Origin of the sequence: Thiomicrorhabdus immobilis, assembly GCF_021654855.1 — a bacterium.
GTDB classification, from domain to species: domain Bacteria; phylum Pseudomonadota; class Gammaproteobacteria; order Thiomicrospirales; family Thiomicrospiraceae; genus Thiomicrorhabdus; species Thiomicrorhabdus immobilis.
This window is the reverse complement of sequence record NZ_AP024202.1, coordinates 2,355,880-2,379,479: the sequence shown is the minus strand read 5'-3', so window position 1 is coordinate 2,379,479 and position 23,600 is coordinate 2,355,880. Positions and strand designations below refer to the sequence as shown.

Below are 23,600 nucleotides of genomic sequence, written 5' to 3'. Positions count from 1 at the left end.
GAATGTCATCTGTGCGTACTTTCAGACTTGGTCGTAAGAAAAGAAAAATTATCGGGGTGGCTTCACTTTTTATTGTGGCGTTATTCTTCTCAATTCTATCGCAACTGCCTGCCAATTGGTTGTTATCTAATCCAATTGTAAAGAGTACGATAGAACAAAAAATCAATCTCACTCAAAACATTAAAATCCTTGCTTCACGTGGAACGGTTTGGCAAGGTGAAGTCGATTTAGCTATCGAGCAGAAGGATAGTAAAATAATGGCGACTTCAAATGTTATTCCCATTGGTAAAGTCTCTTGGGATTTACAGATTATGTCCCTTTTTATCACAAAGCTATCGGCTGATATTTCGTGGGAATTCGGCCAGTCGGTAGTGTCTGGAGAATTGTCCACACGAGTTTTCTCTTCAATTCAATCACGTAAGATTCATCTTTCTGGTGTGAGTGGTGTTGTGAATCTTAAAGATGTAATCTCTAAGTTGCCGGTTAACAAAATAACCGCATCTCCTATTGCGCCAAGTTTGGTAGGCCTGGTTAGTATTAATCATTTAGAAACAGAATATCTTGTTCAGACTAAGTGGTTTCGTGTTTTACAGTCAGCTATTCAAATTGATGACTTAGTCGTCATGAATAACAAGTTTCCAACGGTGAACCTTCAAGTGGAATTACAAGATGAGCGTATTCAGAGCCGTTTAGATGCGTTGCAAGCGGGGTGGAAATTGGACGGAGTGGCGTCATTAAATAAAAGTTATGCTTATCGATTAGATTTGAACCTCAAAGCAGATTCAGAGAAAGAGTTGCCAGATTGGGCATTTTTGATGCAAAGAAAATCAGCCGTGAATTATGTAGCCAAATTGCAAGGACGTTTGTTTTAATTGAGCATCTCATTTAATATAAATGAGATGCTAATAGAGATAGGTTGCTAAATGAAACAGATGCGATTGTGGTTTTGGATATTGTTTCTAGTTTTTGCCACAAATGCAAATGCGGTCACCCTATCAGGAGGGTATGGTCCCCATTTTATGAGCATTGAAAGCTATATAGACCCATCAAACTCGTTGTCGCTTTCTGAGGTAATAGAAAACAACGATTGGCAACCGCAGTCAAACCATTTTTCTTTAGGTTATTCAAATCGTACCCACTGGTTTAAAATTGAACTGCAAAACATCTCTAACAATGTTATCAATCCAATTCTTTGGGTTTCAGAAGCCTTTCTGCATAAAGTCGTTTTTTATGAACAGGTCAACAATCAATGGCAAGCATTTAGCAGAGGGCTGCATCTTGATGTTAAATATAAAGATACCTTAGACACCTATCCCCATCTTTCTGTTAAATTACGCCCGAATGAAGAGAAAACCATCTATGTTCAACTCGACGGCCAGTTAGGTGTTTTTGCCGCGCTATTAATTTCATCTGAAAAAGAGTTTTATGCTCAAGTCTTAAAAAAATCAATACTGTTCTCTTCAATGATTGTGGCACTGATTATGTTGTCGATTTTCTATTTAGTGTTGCATATTTATCTTAAAGAGATGAGCTTTATTTACTATAGTCTTTATAGTTTAAGTTACTCGGTTTGGGTCGCGTTATACAATGGTTTAGTGCCAATGTTTTTTAATGAGTGGATTAACAATGCTCTGTATATATTTATGCCGATTTCTTTCGTCTTTCTCATTAAGTTTTCACAATCAATTTTAGATAGCCGTTTGTATTATCCACGAGGCCATATTCTCTTAAATCTAATGATTGTACTGTTTGTATTGGTCATTGTTCTTATTCCTGTTGATCTACAAACGGGCTTTGTCTTGCACAATGTGTTGGTAACAATAACCATGCTGGTTCTTATTTACTTGTCATTCAAGTCGCTCGCCCGCAAAGAGCGTAAGATTAATTTATATGTTGTGGGGTTATTTGCCTTTTTCTCAGGGATGATTGTGTTATCCATGCTTTATTTAGGGTGGTTGCCTTATAACGTCTTAACAAGAAATGCACCTTTTCCAGGCTCAATAATCGAGTTTGCCTTTTTTGCTTATCTGCTTGCACTCAAAATGTTCCAAATACAAGATGAGAAAGAGGTTGCTAATCACAACTTGGTTCAAACACAAACAAACAATAATCTACTACTCGAAAGACAGGTTTTAGCACGAACAGCTCAGTTAGAAAAAATGTTAAAAAAGCAGAGCGCTTTAGTTAACGAGTATTCTAACTTTATCTCCTTTATTACCCATGAGCTCAGAAATCCCTTGGGGATTATTAAAAGTCAGCTTGCATTGTTAAGAAAAGAGTCAGAAAAGGGGATAAATAACTGTCAAAATCGTATAAATACCATGAGTATGACCACTCAACGCATGGAGATGTTGTTTGATGATTGGTTGATTTCGGATAAGTTAGAAAATGACCTGTTTTCATTTGAAATTCAAACGTTTAATTTAGCCGAATGGTTAGGGTCTTTAGAAGAAATGATTAAACAAATCTATAGTAGTCATCAATTTTCTTTTGAAAAACAAGCTGTCACTATTCATGCAGATTCGGTTTTGCTCAAATTGGCACTCTATAATTTGGTAGATAATGCAGTTAAGTATTCGCCAGTTGGTCGTAAGATACACATAAAGATTGTGGTAACAGAAATTAATATCTTTATCTATGTAGAAGATCAGGGGGATGGTGTAGCCCAAGAAAATGTACAAAAAATTTTTGAACGTTTTGTTCGCGTTGACAGTGATGCCTATATTAGTGGCACTGGGCTAGGGTTATTCTTAGTTAAAAAAGTTATGGAACTACACGATGGAACTGTTTATGTAGATCAAGATTATAATGAAGGTAGCCGTTTTGTTTTGTGCTTCAAACGTGCATAATTTCGAGTTTTAACTAAGGAGCGATATCGTAAGGTCATGAAAGGTGTAACAGTTTTAGTCATTGAAGACGAGGTGGAATTACGTGACGCTGTTGTCACCTATTTAAATCTAGAAGATGCTTTTGCCGTTGGGGTTAGTAATCTTCAGAATGCTCAAAAATGGTTGGCCAAAAACAGTCCAGACGTGGTGGTATTAGACCTTAATTTAGAGGGTGATGACGGAATGGAATGGCTAAAAACCAAGCCGTTACCTGAAGAGGCTTCCATTATAATTACCTCTGCTCGAGGAGAGGTTGTTGAACGTGTTCAAGGATTTAAGTTGGGCGTTGATTCGTATCTTATTAAGCCCATAGCTTTAGAAGAACTGGTTGCTATTATTCGTAATGTTCAGCATAAAAAACAAGTGGTTATACCTAAAAAAAATGAGGCGGTATGGATGTTAAACACATTAGATTGGACTCTAAAGAATAGATATCACGCAGAGCACATCAAGTTAACAAAACTTGAGGAAATGGTGGTAAACCGTTTAGCTATTATGCCTGGTAAGTCAGTAAGTAAAAAAGAGTTGATTATTGCTTTAAATAAAAAAGAAGACTCTTATGACTTAAGAAGCCTAGAAGTATTGATTAGACGTTTACGTCAAAAGATTGAAACTGTATCAGGGGATAAGACAAAACCCATCAAAACAATACATTCTATAGGGTACTCTTTTATAGAGCCGATTGATATTGTTTAACGAGCTCACCACACTCTCATTTTTTGTATAGAGGTCTGTGGCGTCAATGCTACATAAAATGAATTCCCCCTCTTTATTATCTAGATCATCTCATTTAAGCGCCATGTGGCTTCCTTAGGAATAATAAATGTCGGTTTGTGTCGTATATTGTCGTAACTTGACGTTAGTAATTGTTATTAATAACAACCATACTTGGATGATAAACGGTTTTTATAAGTGAAGATGTTGGGTTTTTAGAGCTATCAGGTCTGGTAGCTTTGAATTTTCTAGCGAATGCAACTCAATTTTTAAATAACAAAGAACCGTATTTGAAGTTTATATTCTATCTGAAATGAGTTTAGTTAACGATTGGGAGAGCGTCGTGAAGCATCAAGCATATAAAAAATCGCAAGGTGGTTTTACTTTGGTTGAGATGTCGATTGTATTGGTTATTATCGGTTTAATCTTAGGGGCAGTGTCTATCGGTAAAGATCTGCAGCGAGATGCTGAATACAGCAAAATCAAACAAAAATTTGTTGATCAATGGGTGCAGTCCTACAACGCTTATTACAAAAGAGCGGGAGTGGTTGTTGGTGACAGTCAGTCACAGCCAAGATTTATGGTAAATGGCGAGGATTACGCCGCTGCTGCAGGAGCTCCTGTGTCAGGAGGGGATATGACGGCTGCTACAGAACCAAATGCGATTTGCCAGGGTGTAAAAGCACCTAAAATGACTAGAGCCGACGCAGACGTTGATTTGCACGCGTTTTTTGACCGTTTAGGTATTCGTATGCCACCAGGTCGTGCCGAAGGTTTAGAAGACAGATATCTATATCTAGATAGCAATGGTAACCCTCAAGAAGTTCAAGTTTGTTTTCAATGGAATAGACCTGGAACAGCAGAAGGTTCTGGTAATGTCATGGTGTTGGCAGGCTTGACACCGGATTTAGCAAGAACTTTAGATCAAATGATTGATGGCAAAGCTGATGCCCGTGAAGGTAATTTTAGACAGCAAGGTGTTGCCAATTCAACAGGCGGTGTAGCAGGTATTGAATGGGTAGGAAATAACGCTCAAGATCAAACCGCAGCAACAGCCAGTGCAACCGATGTGACTGATAACCAAGATGAAGATCAGGTAATCACCTTGGTCGCCGTCTATAAAATGAATCAATAGGAGAGCCATCATGTCTATGCAGAAAATAGCTAAATTAAAAGGGTTTACCCTGGTTGAAATGGCGATTGTATTGGCCATTATTGGGGTGATTTTAGGCGCGGTTTCCATTGGTAAAGATTTGCAGCGTGACGCCGAAAATCAAAAAATCTACCAAAAGTTTTTAGCCGCGTGGAAAACGGCTTATGACCAGTATTACAATCGTATTGGTGTTGTCGTGGGTGATAGTCAAGTAGCACCAACCTATATGGTAAATGGCTTAGAAGCGAATATTGGTGGAGGGACAACGGGTGGTGCCTCTGGCAATGTGACTGGCGCTAATGCGGGGGTTGCTGAGAATTTCACTGGTACAGGTTTAAAAATTTGCCATGGTCAAGGTTATGCAGCTAATACGGTGGGTACAGGTGATGCTGGCATTGCTCAGCAGGACTTGCACGCATTATTTGATCGTGCAGGTTTGAAAATGCCTCCTGGGCGTGCAGAAGGGCAAGAGGATCGCTATCTATATTTGGATACCAATGGCAATCCTGTAGAGTTGCAAGTTTGTTTTCAATGGAACCCCAATGGCACGAATAGTGGTGCAGGTAATGTGCTAGTTTTACGTGGTGTTACACCAGATTTGGCACGAACTTTAGATACCATGATTGATGGTAAGCCTGATGCAATCGAAGGACGTTTTCGCCAACAAGATGCGGCTTTGAATACTGGTGGGACAAATACCAGTCAACAACCAGGTGTAGAGTGGCGTGCTAACAGTACTTACAAAGTGGGTGAAGAAGCGACCGCTACTGCGCAAGGTGATGGTGATAATCAAGACGAAAACCGTGTTGTGTTGTTAACGGCACATTGGCAAATGGATCAATAGGTTCTTGCTTAGATTGATAAATAAATAGCGAGCTATTTGGAAGGAGTTGTTATGCCATTTCTTAGAATAATCATGTTGGGATTGAGTGCTCTAGCCGCTGTGTTTTTGGTGGTTTCAGTTTCATATTCAGTTCAGCAGTGGCAAAAGCTTCAGAGTTCTCAGCAACAATATTTGGCTGCAGAGCGAAAGGTCAGAATGATTTCTGAACTTGAGCAGCAATTACCTGAGTTTCAAAATTATCAAAATACATTGCTTTCTATCCAGTCAGGGGTGTCCAAAAACGCCCTAAAAAAAGAGGACTGGAGTAGTAAGAGTGTCATCGTAAAAAATAGCATTATTTCAAGGCAAGATGTTTCTGGGTTTTTGAAAGGAATTTCAAATAAAGAAGCCCAATGGTTCAAGCCTAAACAGTTTGCATTGAAAACCATGAGTGAAAAAGATGACCTTTTTCATTGGACGGCTAAAAGCTCAAACCAACTTAATTTATTGCTTGAAGGTGAATATATGATTCGGAGACCGTTATGAGTATCCCTTTAGGTTTTAAGCGAATATTGCATCTTGATAATCAGAATTGGTTATTAGAAGGTAAAAAAGCGATTTTAATTGATTCTTTGGAAACAGTTTCTGGTCCAAAAGTGGTTTTATCCGATTTCAATCATGCTTTAACGGGGATTGAAACTGTTCATCAAGGCAGTTCCTATGCATCAGCGATTATTGAAAAACATCTCAGAAGTCGCGGTGATATGGAGGGGGCTAGTGAGGTATTGGTTTTACAAACTAAAAAAGCTGCGTCTGCGCAAAATGTATTTTATGCAGCCTTGCCTATAAATGAATATGCGGCTTATCTAAATGCCATTAAAAAAGACAATGATCATTGTCTCTATGTCCCTTTGTGGAGCGTCATGTTGAAAGTCGCTGGCAAAGGTGTTTCGACGGTGGTTGTCCAGCATGGCGGTGTGCTAGATGTGTTGGTTGTCGGTTCTGGTTTTCCTTTGCATAGTATTAGAGTCTCTAGTGCATCTTATGGTGGTCAAGACTGGGAGAGTGCTCTTAGTTATTTGGCAACAGAGCTAAACCAAGTTGAGTCAGAACAAGAAGTTCAGTTAGATGGTATTAAATGGTTCTCATGGTGTGCTGATAATTCATCGGGTGAATTAGCAGAACGGTTTGAAAGCCTGTCTGGAAGAGCTATTTCTGTCGCGACAAAGCAAGATATATCGGTAAACAAAACTGATTGTGCGAGTAATGTTGATGCATTATTTCAAGCGCTTTCAACTTGTGATGCCATTAAAGCTGAAACCAGTAAACCTCTGTTTCAGTTTGAACGCGCATTACCTTGGGTGGCGGGGTTAGTACTAGCAGTCAGCGCAGGAGCTTTTCTGGCCGGTTTGAACTGGCAAAAATCTGCTGAAGAGTATATGGCGTCTACAGATGAGTTAATGGAATCAAGTCAGTTTGAAGCTAAGTTAACAAACGCCAAGCAGCTGGTAGCCCAAAATAATCAAACCGCTACAATCCTTGAAGCAAACAAGGTCGACTTCATTGAAGAGTTGTACTCTATTACTGAATCTAACTCTATTCCACAAATCGTTGCAGATTTGCAAGCGAGCGTAAATAAATTTATTCATATCAACAACATTCAACTCCACAGTTCAGAAGAGGATGAAGGGTTCGGCATGGTAGTTCAAGGATTTGTGGACCAAGACCTAGATTTTGCCTCTAGACAGGTTCGAATGTTTATTGACCGTTTAGTTGAAAAAGGCTACCAAATTGAAGACAAAGGATTTATTGCTAAAAATGGAAATAATGGGTTCCAGTTAATACTCATTCCTGGAAATAAGGAATAGGTGTCTAAATGAAATATAGTGGTTTAGTTTTATTATTGATTATCGCTGTTTCGGTCTATCTATCGTGGGATGAAGTTGGGAGTAAACAGTATATTCCATCTAATTCAGACTCTTCACTGGTAGAGTTACAAGAATTGAAGTCTAAAACATTGGTGCAAACTTCACAAAAAGCGAAGGCTTCACTAGTGAATCAACAAGTTGAGGCTATTGCAGCTTATCAGTCCGCTGCAAACATAAATACAAACTTAATAGCTTTGGCACCAACCGCGCCTGTAATTAACAAGCCGACGGTGACTTTGCCTTCACAGCGTTATACTCCATATACGCGGGTTGTTGTTAAGCGTTACAAAGATTATGCCGTTTCAATGATTTTTATTGCACCTAATAACCGTTATGCCGTAATCGATGATCATTTTTCCAGAGTGGGTGATGTTTTGCCAGATGGTGGAAAGGTCGTTTCTATTGAAGATAGTTATGTTGAAGTAAAGCGTGGCAAAAAAATAGAGACATTCAAGATTCGTTCTTAGTTGAATTGTTGTAAATAGAAAGCTAAAGCAGGGTTAATGAAAGTGAAACAGGTTGTCTATATTGTTTTGGGTTTTGTTTTGATTGTAGGTATTGCTTACTGGATGGTTAACCATTTAATTCCTGCAAATCAACCTGAAATAAGTGTTGAGAACCATTCTGTTGAAAGTCCTGAGTATTCAAATATACATGAAAAAAGTCAGCAGGATTCAGGGTTTCCAAACATGCCTGGTAGCCCAGATGGTCAGACACCTAGTGGCCGTGGCTTTAATGATGATGGCGCAGGGTTAACAGAAGGTAATGATATACCAAAAGGTACGCAAGAGAATGGAGTTGGAGGTCCTTTTGTAGATTTAGGTGTTCAGTCATCGTCAAGTGAAAAAGACACAAAGGATGCGCTTTCACCTGAAGAGCAAAAACGTCTAAAGTTAAATGTTATTCGTGATGAGTTGAAAAAAATTGCCCTAGGTGACCCTCAAAGTGTGGACTTTAACAAACTAGATGCATTACTTGTAGAGCTCCAAGAAATGGGTGATGAGAATGGTGTTGTTGGTGGGGTGAATATACCGCAATTGAGAAAAATAATTGCACAATCTAACAAAATCATAGAAACATCTCAGAACAAAGGTTTACTGCCTGGAGAAGATAAAAACGAGAAGTTAAAAGATGAGGTTAAAACCCTTCAGGATCTTCAACAGGGAATTATCATAAAACATGAATAGTCAGGATGCAGAGGTTGATAGTCTATACAAAGAATTGAAAGGATTTTCTTTAATCGAATTATCAATTGCACTTGTTGTTATCGGGGTTATATCGATGGCAACAATGCAAGTTTATAACTCTGTAAATACCTATAGAAATCAGACGTTAGTTAATAAAGTGCTATTACAAGCACAAGAGGCCGTAGTTTTTTTTGCACAAGGAAATTTTCGCCTTCCATGCCCAGATGTAAATGGAGATGGTTTTGAAGATTGTTCAGGTGGTTATAAAACAGGACAGCTACCTTTTTATACTGTTGGGCTGCCAGTAAGTAGTCAGATTTCTGATGTAGATATTGGCTATCAAAACCTCATTTATGGGGTTTTTAGAGATACAGTCAATGATGCAGAACTGACCGTTTTGACAGAACGAACTGGAGACAGTTTAGGTGATGCTAATTATCAAAATCTTGATGATTTAAAAAAAGCGTTATCGAATGCAAGTTTACTCGCCACCAATGCTAATCAGCCTTTTATAACAGGCGATAATAATACATCTGGTAGTGAAGATTGCTTAACGAACAGAGTGGCTAATGGCGCTTTTTGGTTAGCTTCATCTAGTGTTGAAGATGCAGATGGGGATGGGAACCCTTTTGATGGGGTAAATGCTTTTTTGAAGCATGATGGCTCCGGTTCGCTTTGCTTTGCTTCACCGACGAGAAGACAAGATGCGAATTATGTAGATAGGGTTTCAGGTTTGGCCTTTAGTGAATTAATAGGCTTGCTTTAAACGGATTTTGAATGAAGAATTATCAAAAAAATGGGTTATAAGATGCGTACTAAAAATCATACTTATGTTCAAATCGTATCACTTGCTATAAGTGGTGCATTATTGGCGGGTTGCTCAACGGCGCACGTCTCCCAAAACAATATTGATAATATGAAGGAAGTGGATAATCAATCTCATAAATTGATGACGACTCGTATTGATCAAGAGTCTAAAAAGTTTATGGATGAAAGCCAATCGCTTTATAAGGAGATTCAAAAAATACCTAAAGTAGAACCTGAAGTGGTTGTGGTTGAACCTGTCTTCAATCCGTTAGATGCTGTGCAAATTAGTGTGAATGTTAATAATGGGGATGTACAGTCAGTATTGCACGCCATTTCTGATCAAGCGGGCATGAGTTTATTAATGGATCCCCAGCTATCTGAGCTGAAACGCAAAATAAGTATGCATCTCAAAAATGTACCGGCTAGCTTGGTTTTCAATCAAGTAATGGAACTATTAGACTTTGATGGTCAGGTTAAGGGTAATGTTTTGATTGTTAGACCTTATCGTGAAAAAGTGTATGAACTTAACTTTTTACAGACCTCTACCACAATTGATTACAGTATGGGTGGAGATGTCTTTGGTGCAAATTCCAATTCAAATGGCGGTAGCGGTAGTAATGGGGGTAATAAGCCAATGACAGGCTCTTTAGCGTTTAAAGGAACGGGAGCCACGCAAAGCAATCCTTATACTCAATTAAGTGAAACTTTAGAAGATATTTTGGGTCGTAAAAAAGTCAGTGAGCAAGAAAATACGATTCCTGGTGTGAATACTCAAATACCAAATATGATGGGGCGTTTGCCCTCTCCTATTAAAGAGAAACCAAAAGGTTTTCAGCCAATTTATTCTCTCAATGAGATGACAGGCACGCTTTATCTTAAAGCTAGACCTTCACAAGTCGAAGCGGTGGATCAGCTGATTACACAATACAAATCAGTACTATCAAGACAGGTGCTCATTGAAGCGCAATTACTTGATGTTCGTTTAGGGGACGGAAACCAGTATGGTGTTGACTGGAATAAGCTTGGTGAAGATATCGCCTATAATTATGGTGCGGGTTCAGTCGATTTGGGCAGTGTAACCAATACTTTGATTGGTACAGGTAATCAGGTTCGTTCTATTACTATTCCGGCAAATTCTTATGGTGTAGATGGTGCAACGAACTTAAAGTTGGTACATTCAGCCAATACCTTCTCTGTAGCCTTACAAGCTTTACAGCAATTTGGTTCACTTAGAGTGCTCTCCAACCCTAGTATTCGCGCTAAAAATGCTCGTCCAGCCTTTATTAGTGTAGGGCGTAACTCTCAATATATTTCTGAAAGTACCTCTACAGTGAATAACGTGGGCGGTTCTTTAACCACAACCAGCGATGTATCAACAAGCTCTGTATTTGATGGGATTATATTAGGGTTTGAGCCATTTATTGATTCTGATGGGAAAATTAGTCTAACCATTCACCCTATGCAGTCGAATGTGGATAAAGCAAGTATGGCTTTGGTGGATGTAGGTAACGGTACCAAAATTACGTTACCCGTCATTGATTTCAAAGGGTTAACTACTTCTCTCAGTCTTAAAGATGGTGACACGGTTATTTTAGGTGGTTTAATGGATGAAGTGGCAACTGACTCAGGCGAAGGGGTTCCAGGATTGAATGAAATTCCAGGTATTGGCGCGTTATTCGGTGGTAACCGTCTGCATGACAAGGAGACTAGAGAGTTGGTTATGGTTTTACGTGTAACAATTCTTTAGAGGATTATGAGCTTAATTTATAACTCCTTAAAACAACATGAGAAAAAAGCTGACTCGCAACAAAAAATTAATCCAATTAGTCAGCGAATGCGAACTAGGGAAGAGGAAGCTTTTTCAAAGACCTCTTTTGGGTTGGTGGTGTTAGGGGTAACGCTAGCTTGTATTATCGGTTTATTTATTTTGCAAAAGTACTGGGGCTATCAAGCTAAAGAAGAGGAGCGGTTACCGTTTCAAGATAAACGAGTTAATTTGGTCGAGAGCCAGGGTGAAATAAAGAAGGACGTCATTCATGATTCTAGTATTAATAAAATTGTCGCTAGAGTGGATGAAAGCATAGAGGTTCGTGAGCCTGATTCAATTCTTGTAGCAGAAATAAGCAATGAAGATGAAGCGAGAACTGACGTTGTTGCGGTTGATGTTTTAGATGATACAAAACATCAAAATATTGAACCACACGCTTTACAGGCTTCAATGGCTACGGTTGATAAAGGTGTTAACCAAAGCCCTGTTGTTAAAAAAACTGAATCTAAACCAACGAACTTAATGGTTGAGGTGAATAGCCAGTTTGAAAAAAACAGTAATACAAAGACAGTATCGACTGAATTAGAGGCCATTCAGCCAAAAGTGGAAAGTGATGAATCTTATCATGTTAGAGATTTCTCTTTTCAAAAAACAGAAAAAGAGCACGTTATTTCGGTTGCGAAAGCCGATAAGCTACCAGTGAAACAGGTAGCGGTGGTTGTCACAAAAGTAGAAAAAACGCCAAAACCCATTTCGGCCAAAGTGGTAGAAAACAAGCTTGTTGATAAGTCTCATATAACCCCTTTTAAAAAAATCCCACTCCCTAAAAAAGAGGACGTGACGTTAACTAAAGTGGAGGTGGTTAAGTCGAATGAGACACCCGTTAAGAATTCGGTTGAGTATTTTATGGCGGTAAAAACAAAGGTTGCGGAGATTAAACAATCTATTCAACTAAAAAGTGATAAAGAGGTTCAGAGCAACTTAAATGAACTTGAGCGGTTATCAGGAAAAGATAGCGTTATTTATCAAAGAATGAATGCTTATGCATCATTAAAAAATCAACGCTATCAAGCAGCTGTGAATAGCTACCAGAAGCTTCTAAGTCAAAAGCCTGAAGATATGGAGGCGAATATGAATTTAGTTATTGCACTAGCCGAGTTAGGCGATCAACAAACTGCTAAGCAACAATTGAATCGGTTAGATTCGTTATATCCCGAATCAAGCCAGTTAAGGCTCTATAAAAAAATGATTCACGCTAAATATGGATATTAGTTTAGCCATACCTAACGAAGGCATGTTCGATCGTATAGGTCTTACGGAATCCCCTTTCCCTGTAACACCTGATGCAAGTAACTACTTTTGTTCTCAACGGTTAGAGTCACATGTACTTGAGCTAATGCATTGTATTCATGTGCGTAAAGGTTTTTTACTTTTTACAGCAGATGTCGGTCTAGGTAAAAGTACATTAAGTCGTTATTTGATTAACAATTTGGAAGAACAAAATACCGATGTTTCATTGGTTTTAAACACGTTTTTACAGGGTATTGAATTATTAAAAGCGATTAATGATGACTTTGGACTAAAGGTTGAAGGTGGTGTAAAAACTCAGTTAGATGCATTGAATAGTTTTTTATTAAGACAGTATGAACAGCAACGTAACTGCTTAATTATCATTGATGATGCGCAAAATTTAAGTGCGGAAAGTTTGGAGATGATTCGCCTTATTTCAAATTTTGAGGTAAGTACGCATAAGTTAGTGCAAATACTGTTGATTGCTCAACCTGAAATCATGTTGACGTTAAATTTGCCGCAAATAAGACAGTTAAAAAGTCGAATTGCACTACATATTGAGCTAGCACCTTTTACGGAACAAGAAGTGTTGGATTATGTGAATTTTCGACTTGCTACGGCTGGCAACGACTATGACATTCATCTAACAAAAAAAGCGGGGAAAAAACTCCATAAGTTAAGTAAAGGCTATCCAAGGCGTATTAATTTAATTATGGATAGAGCCTTATACGCATTGTTAGTGGATGCAAGTACAGTCGTGAACGATAAGCTCATTACTCTCGCTAATAACGATATAGAGCAAACAGAATCTATGCGTAATGTGCAACAAGCGCAGGCTAACACTTATCGGTATAGAGCCTATTTAGCAAGCTTTTCTATCTTACTGGCTTTAGGAATGGCAGTTTGGCAATTTGCACCAGATAGCTGGATAAGCAAGTTGAATTTACAGCAGGCTGTATCAGAATCTCAAGCGAGTCTTGTACTTGAAGGACCTGCCAGCACAAAAGTAACGGTAAGAGATAAAAGTCTTGACACGGTTGAGGTTAGTCACACCGAGACAGTGGCACTAAAAGAGTTACCAGGTCAGGTTATAGAGGAAGTCACAGAGCCTGTTTTGGAACCCAAAAACACAGAGTTAATGCGTTTTCTAAATGGGTATGGTGTGAGTGATGATTCAGGTGAATTAGAGAAGGCTGTAGAGCAAAACAACTGGCCTGTTTTCCAAAGAAAAATTGCTGAACAGGGCTGGCAGCTTTTAATAAATGAGAAGCCTTTTATTGAACCATCTAGAAGTGTAATGAAACTGGTGTTTAATAATCAAAAAAAACATTGGTTAATGCTCTGGAAGCCTAAGTTGCGTTTTGATAAATACTATTTTGGTATGCAATCTTCACAGGTTGCGATTTTGCAAAATTTGCTTAAAGAACAAGGCTTTTTTAAGGATAAAGAAGATGCAACTATTGGTTCTAAAACCATGTATGCCGTTGCAAATTTTCAGCGTTCATTAGGTCTTGAACCAACGGGTAAAGCGGATTCGTTAACATTGTATTTTTTAACTCGGGATAACAGTGCATTAGCTATGTAGCTGTTTTTCTTGGTTGGCGCAATTCAAGTTGTGTGGATTGTAGACGTTATTGCTAAACAAAAAATAAAGCTGGTCACTATGTCAGAAGAGATGAATACACAAGTTGTTCGATTAGGTGAATCATTACTCAATGCGGAGTTAATGAATCAGAATCAGATGGAGTTCGCTTTACAAAAGCAAGCCGTTACAGGTGAACGCTTAGGTGAGTTGCTGGTAAGGTTAGGAATTGTTTCTGAGTATGATTTAGCCAAACATTTAGCAACGCAAACAGGTATTGAGTTTGTCGATGTTGATACAGTTTCTAAGCCTAATGCTGATATTCTTCGGATGTTTAACCAAGAGTACTGCTTAAATAGAGGTTTCTTACCCTTGTTTAGAGAGGGTAATGAACTTGTTGTTGTAATTGGTAATGCCAATATCCATGATGTGAAACAGGCGGTTACTCAGCGCGCAGGGATGAATTGCAAAGTCAAACAGGGTGAGTTCAGTAAAGTCCTTCAAGCAATTCGTCATAATTATTTCTTTATTGATAATCCAGTAGACAAGCTTTTCTTGAAAGAAGTTTCAAAAATTGATAAAGATAAAGATCAAGTTCTTTCTCCAGATAACTTAATTCATTATCTGTTACATCTTGCGGTGCTTCAACGTGCCACGGACATTCATATCCAACCCGAGCCAAAAAGTATTCATATTTCATTCCGTGTAGATGGTGTTCTACAGCCTGTTTTTGCAATTCCTACAACTTTAAAACGTTTAGTCGCTGCCATAAAACGTCATGCTGATATGGATATTTCTGATCAATTACGCCCTCAAGATGGAAGTTTCTCAACCAATATTCTTTCCATGCCTTTTGATATACGTGTTTCCTCGTTAATCTCTGAATACGGTGAAAACATCGTGATGCGTCTGTTACCAAGTGGAATGCACGTTAAAGGGTTAAATGAACTTGGTTTCTTTGAAGAAGATTTAGCTACTTTGAATAATATGTTTGTTCACCCGCATGGCATCTTGCTAATGACTGGACCGACGGGGTCGGGTAAAAGTACGACATTACATGCAGGCCTACGATCTAAAGGTATGGTTGGTAAAAATATCCTCACAGTGGAAGATCCTATTGAGTATAAGTTACCGACTATCTGTCAAACACAGGTTAACCGAAAAGCGGGTTATGATTTTTCACACGCCATACGCCAATTTTTAAGACATGACCCTGATGTTATGTTGGTTGGTGAGATTCGTGACGCTGAAACAGCACACGCTGCCATCACTGCAGCTGAAACAGGACACTTAGTTTTATCCACATTGCACGTCAATAGTGTATTGGGGGTGATTTCTCGTTTACAGGCGCTAGATGTCCCTGTGCAAATGATTGCAGATTCATTAGTCGGTGTTGTCAATCAACGTTTGGCCCGTCAAATATGTTCACATTGCAAGACGACATACCAACCCAGCGACGAAGAGTTAATCTATTTTCCGCAAGAGTCTAAAGAAATTACGCTCTATAGCGGAGAGGGCTGTTCACACTGTAAAGGCACAGGGTATTTTGGCCGTATTCCTCTTTATGAAATCTTATATGTTGATGCTGAATTGCAAGAGATGATCGCTTCAAATGCCAGTCGCACCGAGTTAATGAGAAAGTTAGAGTCTTCTAACTTTAAAACCATTGAAACAATGGCTCTTCAACAGGTTTTACAGGGTAATACCACTTTGGAAGAGGTGACCCGTTTATTAGGGAATAGCTTAGAGCGAATTGCGCCATGAGATATTTTTACTTCCAAAGATTGTTAGACACAGGGCAGATAGCCACTGGCGTTGAGAAACTGGCTTTTACTAATGAAACATCAGCGCAGTTTTATTTAGAGCAGCGTTGGGGTGATGCGGTTATTGTTAAATTAATCATGCTTCCGTCTTGGTTGAATTGGCCGTATGACTTCATTATGCGTATTTTCAGACCACAACTAAAACGTGAAGAAGTGGCCGATTTCTTTAGAAATATCGCAGTGATGTTGAGAAGTGGTATCCCTATGTTTACCGCCATTGAAGATATGGCTTCGGACGATTCATCGCTTCCTGTGCAAAGAGTATCAAAAGATATTTTAGAGAGTTTGAAAACAGGCGCGTCATTTAGTGAAGGGGTTGAACGTCACTCCGATATTGTGCCTCAAACGGTCATACATTTAATCCGAATTGGTGAGAGTTCAGGTAATTTAGATCGAACATTGATGGATGCCGCAGAGCACCTTAAACGAGTGGATAAAATTGTTCGAGATAGCAAGCGAGCCATGATCTACCCGACTTTTGTATTCTTCACGATTTTAGCATCCGCCGTATTTTGGATTAGTTATGTCATCCCGAGTATTAGTGACCTGTTTAAACAGATGAGAGTAGAACTGCCAGCGGTGACTAAAATGGTTTTGACGATGTCTGAGAATATTGGCCAAAATTTATTACTGACGTTTGTTATTTTAGTCCTGCTACTCTTCGTTACGGTCTACTCTATTCGTCATAGTTATCGAGTGCGTTACCAGTTCCATCGATTATTAATGGCGTTACCCGTGAGTAGAGTACTGGTCAACTCGTCTGCCCTAGCGTTTATCACAGAGTATTTAAGTCTGTTGATTTCCTCGGGTCTAAGTATGGTAGAAAGCTTAGATATTTTAGAGCGCTCTACTGAAAACGAAGTTTATCGTAAGAGCATACAAACCATGCGTGAAGGAGTTATCCGCGGTAACTCATTGAGTTCTGAAATGCGTCAGATAAAGATGTATCCAAGATTTGTGGTCAGAATGATTAGCGTAGGAGAAGAAACTGGGCGTGTTGATGAACAGTTAGGTTATCTCGCCGAAGAATATCGTCAACGATTTGACCATATCGTAGCGTCAATCAGTGAAATCATTAAACCCGTTGTGATGCTGGTTGCAGGTGGCTTGTTCCTACTTCTTATCGTTGCTCTGTTCTTGCCAATTTATCAATTAGTTAGCCAGGTACATGGGTAAAGATGGTTGAGAGGGTAGTGAGATGAAGCGATTAGCAGCCATAAAGAAACAAACAGGTTTTGGGTTATTGCACGTCGCTATTTTGTTGATGATAATTGGTGGTTTAGCCAGTTATATGCTTAAACCTCTTGCTCCGCAAACTCCAACCAAAAGTAATGAACTTGCCCTAAAAAAAGCAGATAAATTACTGCAAGATTTTATTACCATAAATGGTCGATTGCCTTGTGTAGATACGACTGGTGATGGTGTTGAAGATTGCTCTGCAAACAGCGTTAAAGGTGCTTTGCCTTATTTAACATTAGGGATGACAAGCGCAGGATTTAGTGCTGGCGATGCTCCAATCAAATACGGTGTTTATCGTAACGCTAATAATACTGCGGTTAAGAACGGTGGTATTGATCGTGTGGCAACCTCTGATGCCAATGCTATAAGCTTGCTATCAAATGATGCAGACTTAGCAACACTTAAAAACCGTTATCAGCCAACGATGGCGGGAGGGTACTCATTCAATTTTACCGATGCCGCCAATCAGAATAGCTTAGATTTTTGTCAAGCTTTAAAAGCTGCGGAAACAAGCGCATTTTCGAACACACGTTTATATGTACAAACGCCTTCTGGTTCACAAAAAAATGTAGCTTATGCTCTTTCAATGGGTGGGCGATATGATGGTGATAATGATGGCGATTTAAACGATGGTCTAAATGCGAGCTCCACAACGGCCTTCAACAGCTCTGGCACATTCTTATCTAGTGTTTATGATGATTACGTCATTAACCGATCTTTTTCAGAGCTACAAGAAAAATTGCAGTGTGATGTTGTGATGCAGTCTCTTAATATGGTTGCCAACTCTGTCTTAATGGAGAAAGAAGTCAAAGACCAGGCTGAAGATATGGCTGATGCAGCGGTTGAAGGCGCCATTATGGCAGGTATTAATGTCGCGGTTATTGCCTATAGTGTGGTTTTAGCGGCAGTTGATTTGGCTAATGCAAGTGCAACTTTAGGGGTGGCTTCTGGCTTGTTATCTGGTGCTGTTGCGTCCTGTGTTGTGTTAGTTGGTTGTGCATTCATTCCTGTTTATACGGCAAGTGTTGTAGCGGCTGGTATTGGGGTTGGTCTTGCTGGTGTAGCGGTTGGTGCCGGGGCTGCAGCAGGTATTTCTCAAGCGGTGGCAACGGGTCTATATATTGATATTGCTGTTAGAGCCAATGCGGCTGTACCTGATGATGTTGTAAGTACCACGTCTAATCCTGACTATTCCGCAACCATAACGGCTTTGAATGCAGAAAAAACGGTAGCAATCAATGAAGCGTCTGCCGCAAGGAGTGATGCAAATACCAAACTGAGCGCGGCATCAACGGCTTTAAATACAGCTAATCAACGTTTTACCGATATGTATTATGAAGCAAGTGTGGTAAGTGCTAGAAATGGTGGAGCTTTGCCTAACACCTATGCTACAGAGCAGGATTATACCGACGCTGTCAATAACTTAGAAACCAAGTCTAACGCTTTTAAAACAGCGGTTAATGATGAATATGCAAAATTGCAAGACTATCGAGACAAGGCCGCTATAGCAGCGGGTTTAGAAGAGGATTGTAATAATACATCATGCGTTATTCCTCAATCTGCCTTTGATGGATTGGCTCCAGATGACCCACCTCCCTCTTGTCCGGCAGGAGGAACTCCTGATCAGTCGTCAACGGCTTGTCAGGATTATGCTACAGCTCAAACGACTGCAGATGATGCAAATTTGCTTTACCAAGCTGCCAAAACAGCAACTAATAATGCATACAGTGCGGCATATCAAGCTGCTTTAGATCATCCTGTGTATATTCCTGAGGTTAAAGATACTGATGGAAACTTGGTTTCTGCAGCAACAACGGTTCGTTGCGAAGATTATCCAGGTTGTGATTTCACTCCAGACTTGCTGTCAGCAGCTGGGAATGTTATTGATTACCATGCGTTTGTTCCGGCGGATGAAAATGATACTTTTACAGTAATATCGGGATCATATATAGATGCGATTTTGATTAAACAATCGTTGGCAGATAGCGCTGATAATTACGCAACTGAAAAAGAAAGTAACTTAACGGATTTACAAAATAATATTGACAGTATGCAGTGTATGCAAGATGGTAATTATTGGGATGGGACAACTCTTGTTTGTTCAACCACTCCATCTACAGGAACAAGTTCAGGAATCACTCTTTTACAAGGCGGTGAAAACATTCTAAAAGATGCTGATAGACATGGGGTATTACGATGAAGAATACTCGAGTTCGAAAGTTAGGGCATCATAATAATCATGGATTTAGCTTAATAGAATTGTCGATAGTATTGGTAATTATTGGAGTGCTGTCTTTAGCTATTCCAGCTATAACTCCTGTATTACAGCAAGTGTTTACTTCAGAAAATGACAAACAGGTTTTAGACGATGCTGAAGGTGCAATTAAGGGGTTTTTAATTGCACAAAATCGTCTACCTTGTCCAGATTCTGATAATGATGGTAATGAAAATTGTACTTCTACCGTGCACTCAGGAACACTGCCTTATCGTACGCTAAAACTATCTTCTCCAGTAATGAATATCTTTGGTCAAAAGATTGCATACAGTGTTTATCGTAATGCCAATGGTACAGCAAATTTAGATGCGGATTTAGCAAGTCTTAAAGATCGTTATCGTCCTTTATTACCAAATTCTGAGAGTAGTACGATTTCAAATGGATTAGATTTTTGTTGGGCGTTAAAAACAGCTATAAAAGTCGCGAATAGTAATACTTTTTCTTATGTTGGCTCAAGCTCAAGCCCTATCAACCAAGCATATATTCTGGCCTCGCCAGGGAGTTTAAATGCCAACGAGGCTGGAACAGTTTTTGATGGTATCAATCAAATAGGAAATATAGGTTTTGAATTGCCTGATAAAGTGATTGATGCGAATTATGATGATACGGTTAGAAGCAAAGGCTTTAGCGAGTTAGCAGGTGAGTTAAAGTGTGCCGCTTTGATTGGGCGTGCTAATGGTTCGGCTAGAACCAGTTTTGCTATGTATGACATTACCCGAATTAATGATTATAACGTGAGTTTTAGGGCCCTGGCTCTTGATGTACACGAAGGAAATGTAGACCAGGCCGAATTTAATATGGCTTTAGCGACAGCTGATGCTGCTATATATGCAGCGCAGACAGTTATTGCCATAGCCGCAGGAGCAGAAAGTTTTGGTGTTGCTGTGGCAGCCATTGCTATTCCTGCCGTTGCGGCGGGTGCTTTAACCGCAAAAGGATTGATTGATGCGGCAAATGGATTGTCTGATGCCAAAGATGCAAGAGATGTGGCAGCGGCACAAAAAACGGAAGCGGATGCTCAAAAAGTAGATATTGACGCTTTGTATGCAGCAAAATTGGCTAAAGCCAAAGCGATTGATGCTAAAGGATGGTTTTAATCATGTTTATGCAATCAAAATCAATGGATAAATTGGGTGTAGCAACACAAACGGGTTATAGCTTAATTGAACTTTCTGTTGCAGTCATGATTATTGGTTTTGTTGTGACGATTATAGCTGAACTCTATCCTAAGATATCTGATAGCTCAGCCAAACAAGTATCTCTAAATCAATCAGAACGCTTGGAACAAACCATTCTAGGTTTTGTCTTTGCTACAGGGCGTTTACCTTGCCCAGCTAGTAATATGACAGGTGTTGAAAACTGTACTTTAGAAAAAGGAGAGTTGCCTTATCGTACATTAGGTTTAGCGACGCCAATTAGAAACCAGGCAGGAATTGCATTACGTTACGCCGTGTTTGATAAATCATTAACCGGGTCATCTGACATAGCGCTTACAGAATTAAAAGATCGATATGAGGCATTTATAGCTACAGATGATAACTCCGTCAATATCAGACCAGTAGCACAAAAAACCATATTGAATGTTGGTAATCCAAATGGACTAGATATGTGTCATGCTCTGCTAAATGGAACGAAAACAAGTAATGATACAACTAAGTTACATACTGGAACAGGGGCTAATTTTAAGCATGTTGCCTATCTTATCCATGATTTGGGATTACAAGATGCAGATAATTTGAATGGTTTGTTTGATGGATCTAATACTGTTACAGCAACAGATCTACAATTTAACCAACCGACTGATATTGCATCTTTAAATAATGACGATAGAGTTTATGTTAAGTCTTTTAGTCAGTTATGGGATGATTTAGGTTGTGTTTCAGTAACATCGGCGGTTGGACATGGTCATCCTAATGTAGCCACCGCTTCAGCAATAATGAATCAAGCGTTAGCGGATTATAAGGTTCAGGCTGAATTAGCTGCAGATGTCGCTTCTGCGGATATTGCCGCAGCTGCTGCGGCAATATTAAGCGGTGCTAGTGGTACAGCAGCAGCAGCAGCAACGATTCCGATTGCAACCTCTGAATCTATTAATACAGCAGGTGCAGCTGCACCGACAGCCGCGCTATCTGTCGCAGCGGTGGCCGCCGCTGCGGCGAGTGTTGTTACGGCAAGTATTGTTACAGGTATGGCTGCTGCAAATAAAATTGGTGCTGATGATCTTGTGAATCAAGTCAGTGCAAAACTAACTGAAATAAATACGTTGAATGCTTCTATTTACAGTAATGCAGTACAAGCTGACGCAAAAGGCGTTTATCAACAATAATCAAAAAATGAAGAGAAATCCTAATGAAATCATTTAAAAATAGAAACATTGCAAGCCAAGTGAAACAATTAGGTTTTACATTGGTAGAGATGTCTGTGGTTCTGGTGGTGATTGGTTTGATTGTCGGTGCGGTTTCGATTGGTTCAGATTTACAGCGAAATGCGGTTTATCAGCAAATAAGCTCTAACTTCATGCAGTCTTGGAGTCAAGCATACCAAAATTACTTCAATAAAACGGGTATTGTGATTGGCGATTCGGCAAGTGCGCCAACGTTAAAGGTTGATGGTGCTAATGCCACACCTGGTGAAATCTGTACCACGAGTTTACAGGGCTTCATGGATGCAGCGGGTATTCGAATGCCAGCAGGACGTTCAGAAGGAAATGAGGATAAGTTTGTCTATTTAGATAGCAATGGAAACCCTCAAGAGACAACCGTTTGTTTTCAAAATGTTAACTGGAGCTTACCTGGTGCCACATCGGGTTATGTTGTGAGAAAACGAAATGTAATGGTGCTTAAATCATTGACCCCGGATTTAGCCCGCTTTTTAGACTCGCAGGTAGACGGTAAAGTCGATGCCCGTTTTGGATTGTTTAGAGAAAGTACTCTTGCAAGCAATACCGGGACAGCATCAACTGATTGGTCTATAGACAATCGTAGAGCATACGGTACAACGTCCAATACCAATCAAGATGAATCACAAGTCGCCGTTGTCACGGCTTATTTCATGATGAATAATTGATTTAATCTTGTATGAGACGCTCTAAAATCTGAATATTTATCCAAATTCTTCATTAAGTTACCAGGCCTGGTGGGTTTTACTTTTTGAACTCTATGATTTTTCTAGGTTATTTCCCGATTGGAAGATAACGTCCAATATTCTCAAAAAACGAGGGTCTAAAACACTCTGTGGGAATCTTGTGTTTAATCTGCTCATGGAGTTCTGGCAGTTTTGACCAATGAACACCTTGTTTGAAGTGGTGTGCCGTATGGTAGCCTAGATTGCCTGTCAAACTGTTAAACCATTTATCGGTAATGTTGTGTGAGCTGGCGAACTGGTCATCACTTTCTAAACCGGTGTGGTGGCCATAGGTCGCCCAAGAGGTGTAAGTTAGACTGCCTATCATCGGTAGAATGAACAGAAACAGAGCATTGAGCGGATTCAGATAAGTCAAGACACCGAGCAACATCAAGGTGATGAGGCTAAACACCACAAACTGGCGTTGCAATTTTGGATAGTGTTTGCCGACTTGATACCCTCTTGGGTAAGCGCTTAAAGTGACATTTATCGTATATTCCAACATTCCCATCTTTTTACCGTCTTTGCGTTTCCAGCGACTCTCATCTTTTTCTTGGTCCATGAAGTTTCGGTGATGCCCGAGATTATGATGCAGCACCCATAAATTGGTGGTCACGCCGGTATGCAACGCATAGAAGAACTCTAAAATCCGATTTAGGGCGGAGTGTTTGAAAACGTGACTATGTTGATGGTGATGGTTCCATGCCGAAATGACACCTTTCGGAATGACCATCAACAGCCAGTAAGCGACAAGGATCCAAAGGTTCTGCAGTTGGAAAAATAAAATAAAATCGATTAACGATATGAATAATATAAGAATAACGGGAAGGCGGTCAGCGGCATGCTTAAACACAGGAAGTCCAAAATTTCAAAAAGGGCGTATCTTAACCGATTGAAACTATCAATAGTATTGAATCCATCAATTAGTCATATCGGTTTGGGTGTATGGGCGGTGGTTTCTATTGTGGGTGTAAAGGGGTAGAATCGGCTCAATGCGATT

At 39.6% G+C, this 23,600-nt stretch carries 20 protein-coding genes; 19 read left to right on the top strand and 1 reads right to left on the bottom strand.

What is annotated here, in order from left to right; all coding sequences use genetic code 11:
- Window positions 1-11 precede the first annotated feature (11 nt).
- From gspN to L6421_RS10615, 19 genes are all read left to right on the top strand, one after another.
- The gene (gspN, locus tag L6421_RS10705; protein WP_237261785.1) at window positions 12-872 is read left to right on the top strand and encodes a type II secretion system protein N; all 861 of its coding nucleotides are present in this window, start codon (window positions 12-14) and stop codon (window positions 870-872) included.
- A gap of 51 nt (window positions 873-923) precedes the next feature.
- Window positions 924-2,849 (top strand): sensor histidine kinase, encoded by a 1,926-nt coding sequence (locus L6421_RS10700; RefSeq protein WP_237261784.1) that lies wholly within the window; start codon window positions 924-926, stop codon window positions 2,847-2,849.
- 36 nt (window positions 2,850-2,885) lie between these two features.
- Complete coding sequence (locus L6421_RS10695; RefSeq protein WP_237261783.1) at window positions 2,886-3,584, top strand: response regulator transcription factor; 699 nt, start codon at window positions 2,886-2,888, stop codon at window positions 3,582-3,584.
- Window positions 3,585-3,945: 361 nt separating this feature from the next.
- Entirely contained in the window at window positions 3,946-4,737 is a 792-nt protein-coding gene (locus tag L6421_RS10690) for a prepilin-type N-terminal cleavage/methylation domain-containing protein (RefSeq protein ID WP_237261782.1), read from the top strand.
- A gap of 10 nt (window positions 4,738-4,747) precedes the next feature.
- Window positions 4,748-5,599: a type II secretion system protein gene (locus tag L6421_RS10685; protein ID WP_237261781.1), complete on the top strand. Its 852-nt coding sequence runs from the start codon at window positions 4,748-4,750 to the stop codon at window positions 5,597-5,599.
- Window positions 5,600-5,650: 51 nt separating this feature from the next.
- The gene (locus tag L6421_RS10680) at window positions 5,651-6,124 is read left to right on the top strand and encodes a hypothetical protein (RefSeq protein WP_237261780.1); all 474 of its coding nucleotides are present in this window, start codon (window positions 5,651-5,653) and stop codon (window positions 6,122-6,124) included.
- Complete coding sequence (locus tag L6421_RS10675; protein WP_237261779.1) at window positions 6,121-7,446, top strand: hypothetical protein; 1,326 nt, start codon at window positions 6,121-6,123, stop codon at window positions 7,444-7,446. Before L6421_RS10680 ends, L6421_RS10675 begins: the two co-directional genes overlap by 4 nt.
- An 8-nt stretch (window positions 7,447-7,454) precedes the next feature.
- Window positions 7,455-7,973 (top strand): hypothetical protein, encoded by a 519-nt coding sequence (locus L6421_RS10670; protein WP_237261778.1) that lies wholly within the window; start codon window positions 7,455-7,457, stop codon window positions 7,971-7,973.
- A gap of 36 nt (window positions 7,974-8,009) precedes the next feature.
- Complete coding sequence (locus tag L6421_RS10665; RefSeq protein WP_237261777.1) at window positions 8,010-8,693, top strand: hypothetical protein; 684 nt, start codon at window positions 8,010-8,012, stop codon at window positions 8,691-8,693.
- Window positions 8,686-9,459, top strand: coding sequence for a type II secretion system protein (locus L6421_RS10660; RefSeq protein WP_237261776.1), 774 nt, complete (start codon window positions 8,686-8,688; stop codon window positions 9,457-9,459). The genes L6421_RS10665 and L6421_RS10660 overlap by 8 nt, the downstream gene beginning before the upstream one ends.
- 42 nt (window positions 9,460-9,501) lie before the next feature.
- On the top strand, window positions 9,502-11,247 hold the full coding sequence (mshL, locus tag L6421_RS10655; protein ID WP_237261775.1) for a pilus (MSHA type) biogenesis protein MshL: 1,746 nt from the start codon (window positions 9,502-9,504) through the stop codon (window positions 11,245-11,247).
- Between the two features lie 6 nt (window positions 11,248-11,253).
- Window positions 11,254-12,540: a tetratricopeptide repeat protein gene (locus L6421_RS10650; RefSeq protein ID WP_237261774.1), complete on the top strand. Its 1,287-nt coding sequence runs from the start codon at window positions 11,254-11,256 to the stop codon at window positions 12,538-12,540.
- Window positions 12,530-14,143: an ExeA family protein gene (locus tag L6421_RS10645; RefSeq protein WP_237261773.1), complete on the top strand. Its 1,614-nt coding sequence runs from the start codon at window positions 12,530-12,532 to the stop codon at window positions 14,141-14,143. Before L6421_RS10650 ends, L6421_RS10645 begins: the two co-directional genes overlap by 11 nt.
- A 78-nt stretch (window positions 14,144-14,221) precedes the next feature.
- On the top strand, window positions 14,222-15,904 hold the full coding sequence (locus L6421_RS10640) for a GspE/PulE family protein (RefSeq protein ID WP_237261772.1): 1,683 nt from the start codon (window positions 14,222-14,224) through the stop codon (window positions 15,902-15,904).
- A complete protein-coding gene (locus L6421_RS10635) occupies window positions 15,901-17,139 on the top strand; it encodes a type II secretion system F family protein (RefSeq protein ID WP_237261771.1) in 1,239 nt (412 codons plus the stop codon). Before L6421_RS10640 ends, L6421_RS10635 begins: the two co-directional genes overlap by 4 nt.
- A 22-nt stretch (window positions 17,140-17,161) precedes the next feature.
- Complete coding sequence (locus L6421_RS10630) at window positions 17,162-19,402, top strand: hypothetical protein (protein WP_237261770.1); 2,241 nt, start codon at window positions 17,162-17,164, stop codon at window positions 19,400-19,402.
- Window positions 19,399-20,574: a type II secretion system protein gene (locus L6421_RS10625; RefSeq protein ID WP_237261769.1), complete on the top strand. Its 1,176-nt coding sequence runs from the start codon at window positions 19,399-19,401 to the stop codon at window positions 20,572-20,574. Before L6421_RS10630 ends, L6421_RS10625 begins: the two co-directional genes overlap by 4 nt.
- Before the next feature lie 2 nt (window positions 20,575-20,576).
- A complete protein-coding gene (locus L6421_RS10620) occupies window positions 20,577-21,803 on the top strand; it encodes a type II secretion system protein (RefSeq protein ID WP_237261768.1) in 1,227 nt (408 codons plus the stop codon).
- 23 nt (window positions 21,804-21,826) lie between these two features.
- Entirely contained in the window at window positions 21,827-22,543 is a 717-nt protein-coding gene (locus L6421_RS10615; RefSeq protein WP_237261767.1) for a prepilin-type N-terminal cleavage/methylation domain-containing protein, read from the top strand.
- Between the two features lie 106 nt (window positions 22,544-22,649).
- Here the strand turns inward: L6421_RS10615 and L6421_RS10610 are convergent, their stop codons facing one another.
- The gene (locus L6421_RS10610; protein ID WP_255695485.1) at window positions 22,650-23,453 is read right to left on the bottom strand and encodes a fatty acid desaturase family protein; all 804 of its coding nucleotides are present in this window, start codon (window positions 23,451-23,453) and stop codon (window positions 22,650-22,652) included.
- Window positions 23,454-23,600: the final 147 nt, after the last annotated feature.

What these genes read in the sequence shown, in the direction of transcription:
- L6421_RS10700 (WP_237261784.1), top strand. Translation starts at nt 924, where the DNA reads ATGAAACAGATGCGATTGTGGTTTTGGATATTGTTTCTAGTTTTTGCC.
- L6421_RS10695 (WP_237261783.1), top strand. Translation starts at nt 2,886, where the DNA reads ATGAAAGGTGTAACAGTTTTAGTCATTGAAGACGAGGTGGAATTACGT.
- L6421_RS10685 (WP_237261781.1), top strand. Translation starts at nt 4,748, where the DNA reads ATGTCTATGCAGAAAATAGCTAAATTAAAAGGGTTTACCCTGGTTGAA.
- L6421_RS10680 (WP_237261780.1), top strand. Translation starts at nt 5,651, where the DNA reads ATGCCATTTCTTAGAATAATCATGTTGGGATTGAGTGCTCTAGCCGCT.
- L6421_RS10675 (WP_237261779.1), top strand. Translation starts at nt 6,121, where the DNA reads ATGAGTATCCCTTTAGGTTTTAAGCGAATATTGCATCTTGATAATCAG.
- L6421_RS10670 (WP_237261778.1), top strand. Translation starts at nt 7,455, where the DNA reads ATGAAATATAGTGGTTTAGTTTTATTATTGATTATCGCTGTTTCGGTC.
- L6421_RS10665 (WP_237261777.1), top strand. Translation starts at nt 8,010, where the DNA reads ATGAAAGTGAAACAGGTTGTCTATATTGTTTTGGGTTTTGTTTTGATT.
- L6421_RS10660 (WP_237261776.1), top strand. Translation starts at nt 8,686, where the DNA reads ATGAATAGTCAGGATGCAGAGGTTGATAGTCTATACAAAGAATTGAAA.
- mshL (WP_237261775.1), top strand. Translation starts at nt 9,502, where the DNA reads ATGCGTACTAAAAATCATACTTATGTTCAAATCGTATCACTTGCTATA.
- L6421_RS10650 (WP_237261774.1), top strand. Translation starts at nt 11,254, where the DNA reads ATGAGCTTAATTTATAACTCCTTAAAACAACATGAGAAAAAAGCTGAC.
- L6421_RS10645 (WP_237261773.1), top strand. Translation starts at nt 12,530, where the DNA reads ATGGATATTAGTTTAGCCATACCTAACGAAGGCATGTTCGATCGTATA.
- L6421_RS10640 (WP_237261772.1), top strand. Translation starts at nt 14,222, where the DNA reads ATGTCAGAAGAGATGAATACACAAGTTGTTCGATTAGGTGAATCATTA.
- L6421_RS10635 (WP_237261771.1), top strand. Translation starts at nt 15,901, where the DNA reads ATGAGATATTTTTACTTCCAAAGATTGTTAGACACAGGGCAGATAGCC.
- L6421_RS10630 (WP_237261770.1), top strand. Translation starts at nt 17,162, where the DNA reads ATGAAGCGATTAGCAGCCATAAAGAAACAAACAGGTTTTGGGTTATTG.
- L6421_RS10625 (WP_237261769.1), top strand. Translation starts at nt 19,399, where the DNA reads ATGAAGAATACTCGAGTTCGAAAGTTAGGGCATCATAATAATCATGGA.
- L6421_RS10620 (WP_237261768.1), top strand. Translation starts at nt 20,577, where the DNA reads ATGTTTATGCAATCAAAATCAATGGATAAATTGGGTGTAGCAACACAA.
- L6421_RS10615 (WP_237261767.1), top strand. Translation starts at nt 21,827, where the DNA reads ATGAAATCATTTAAAAATAGAAACATTGCAAGCCAAGTGAAACAATTA.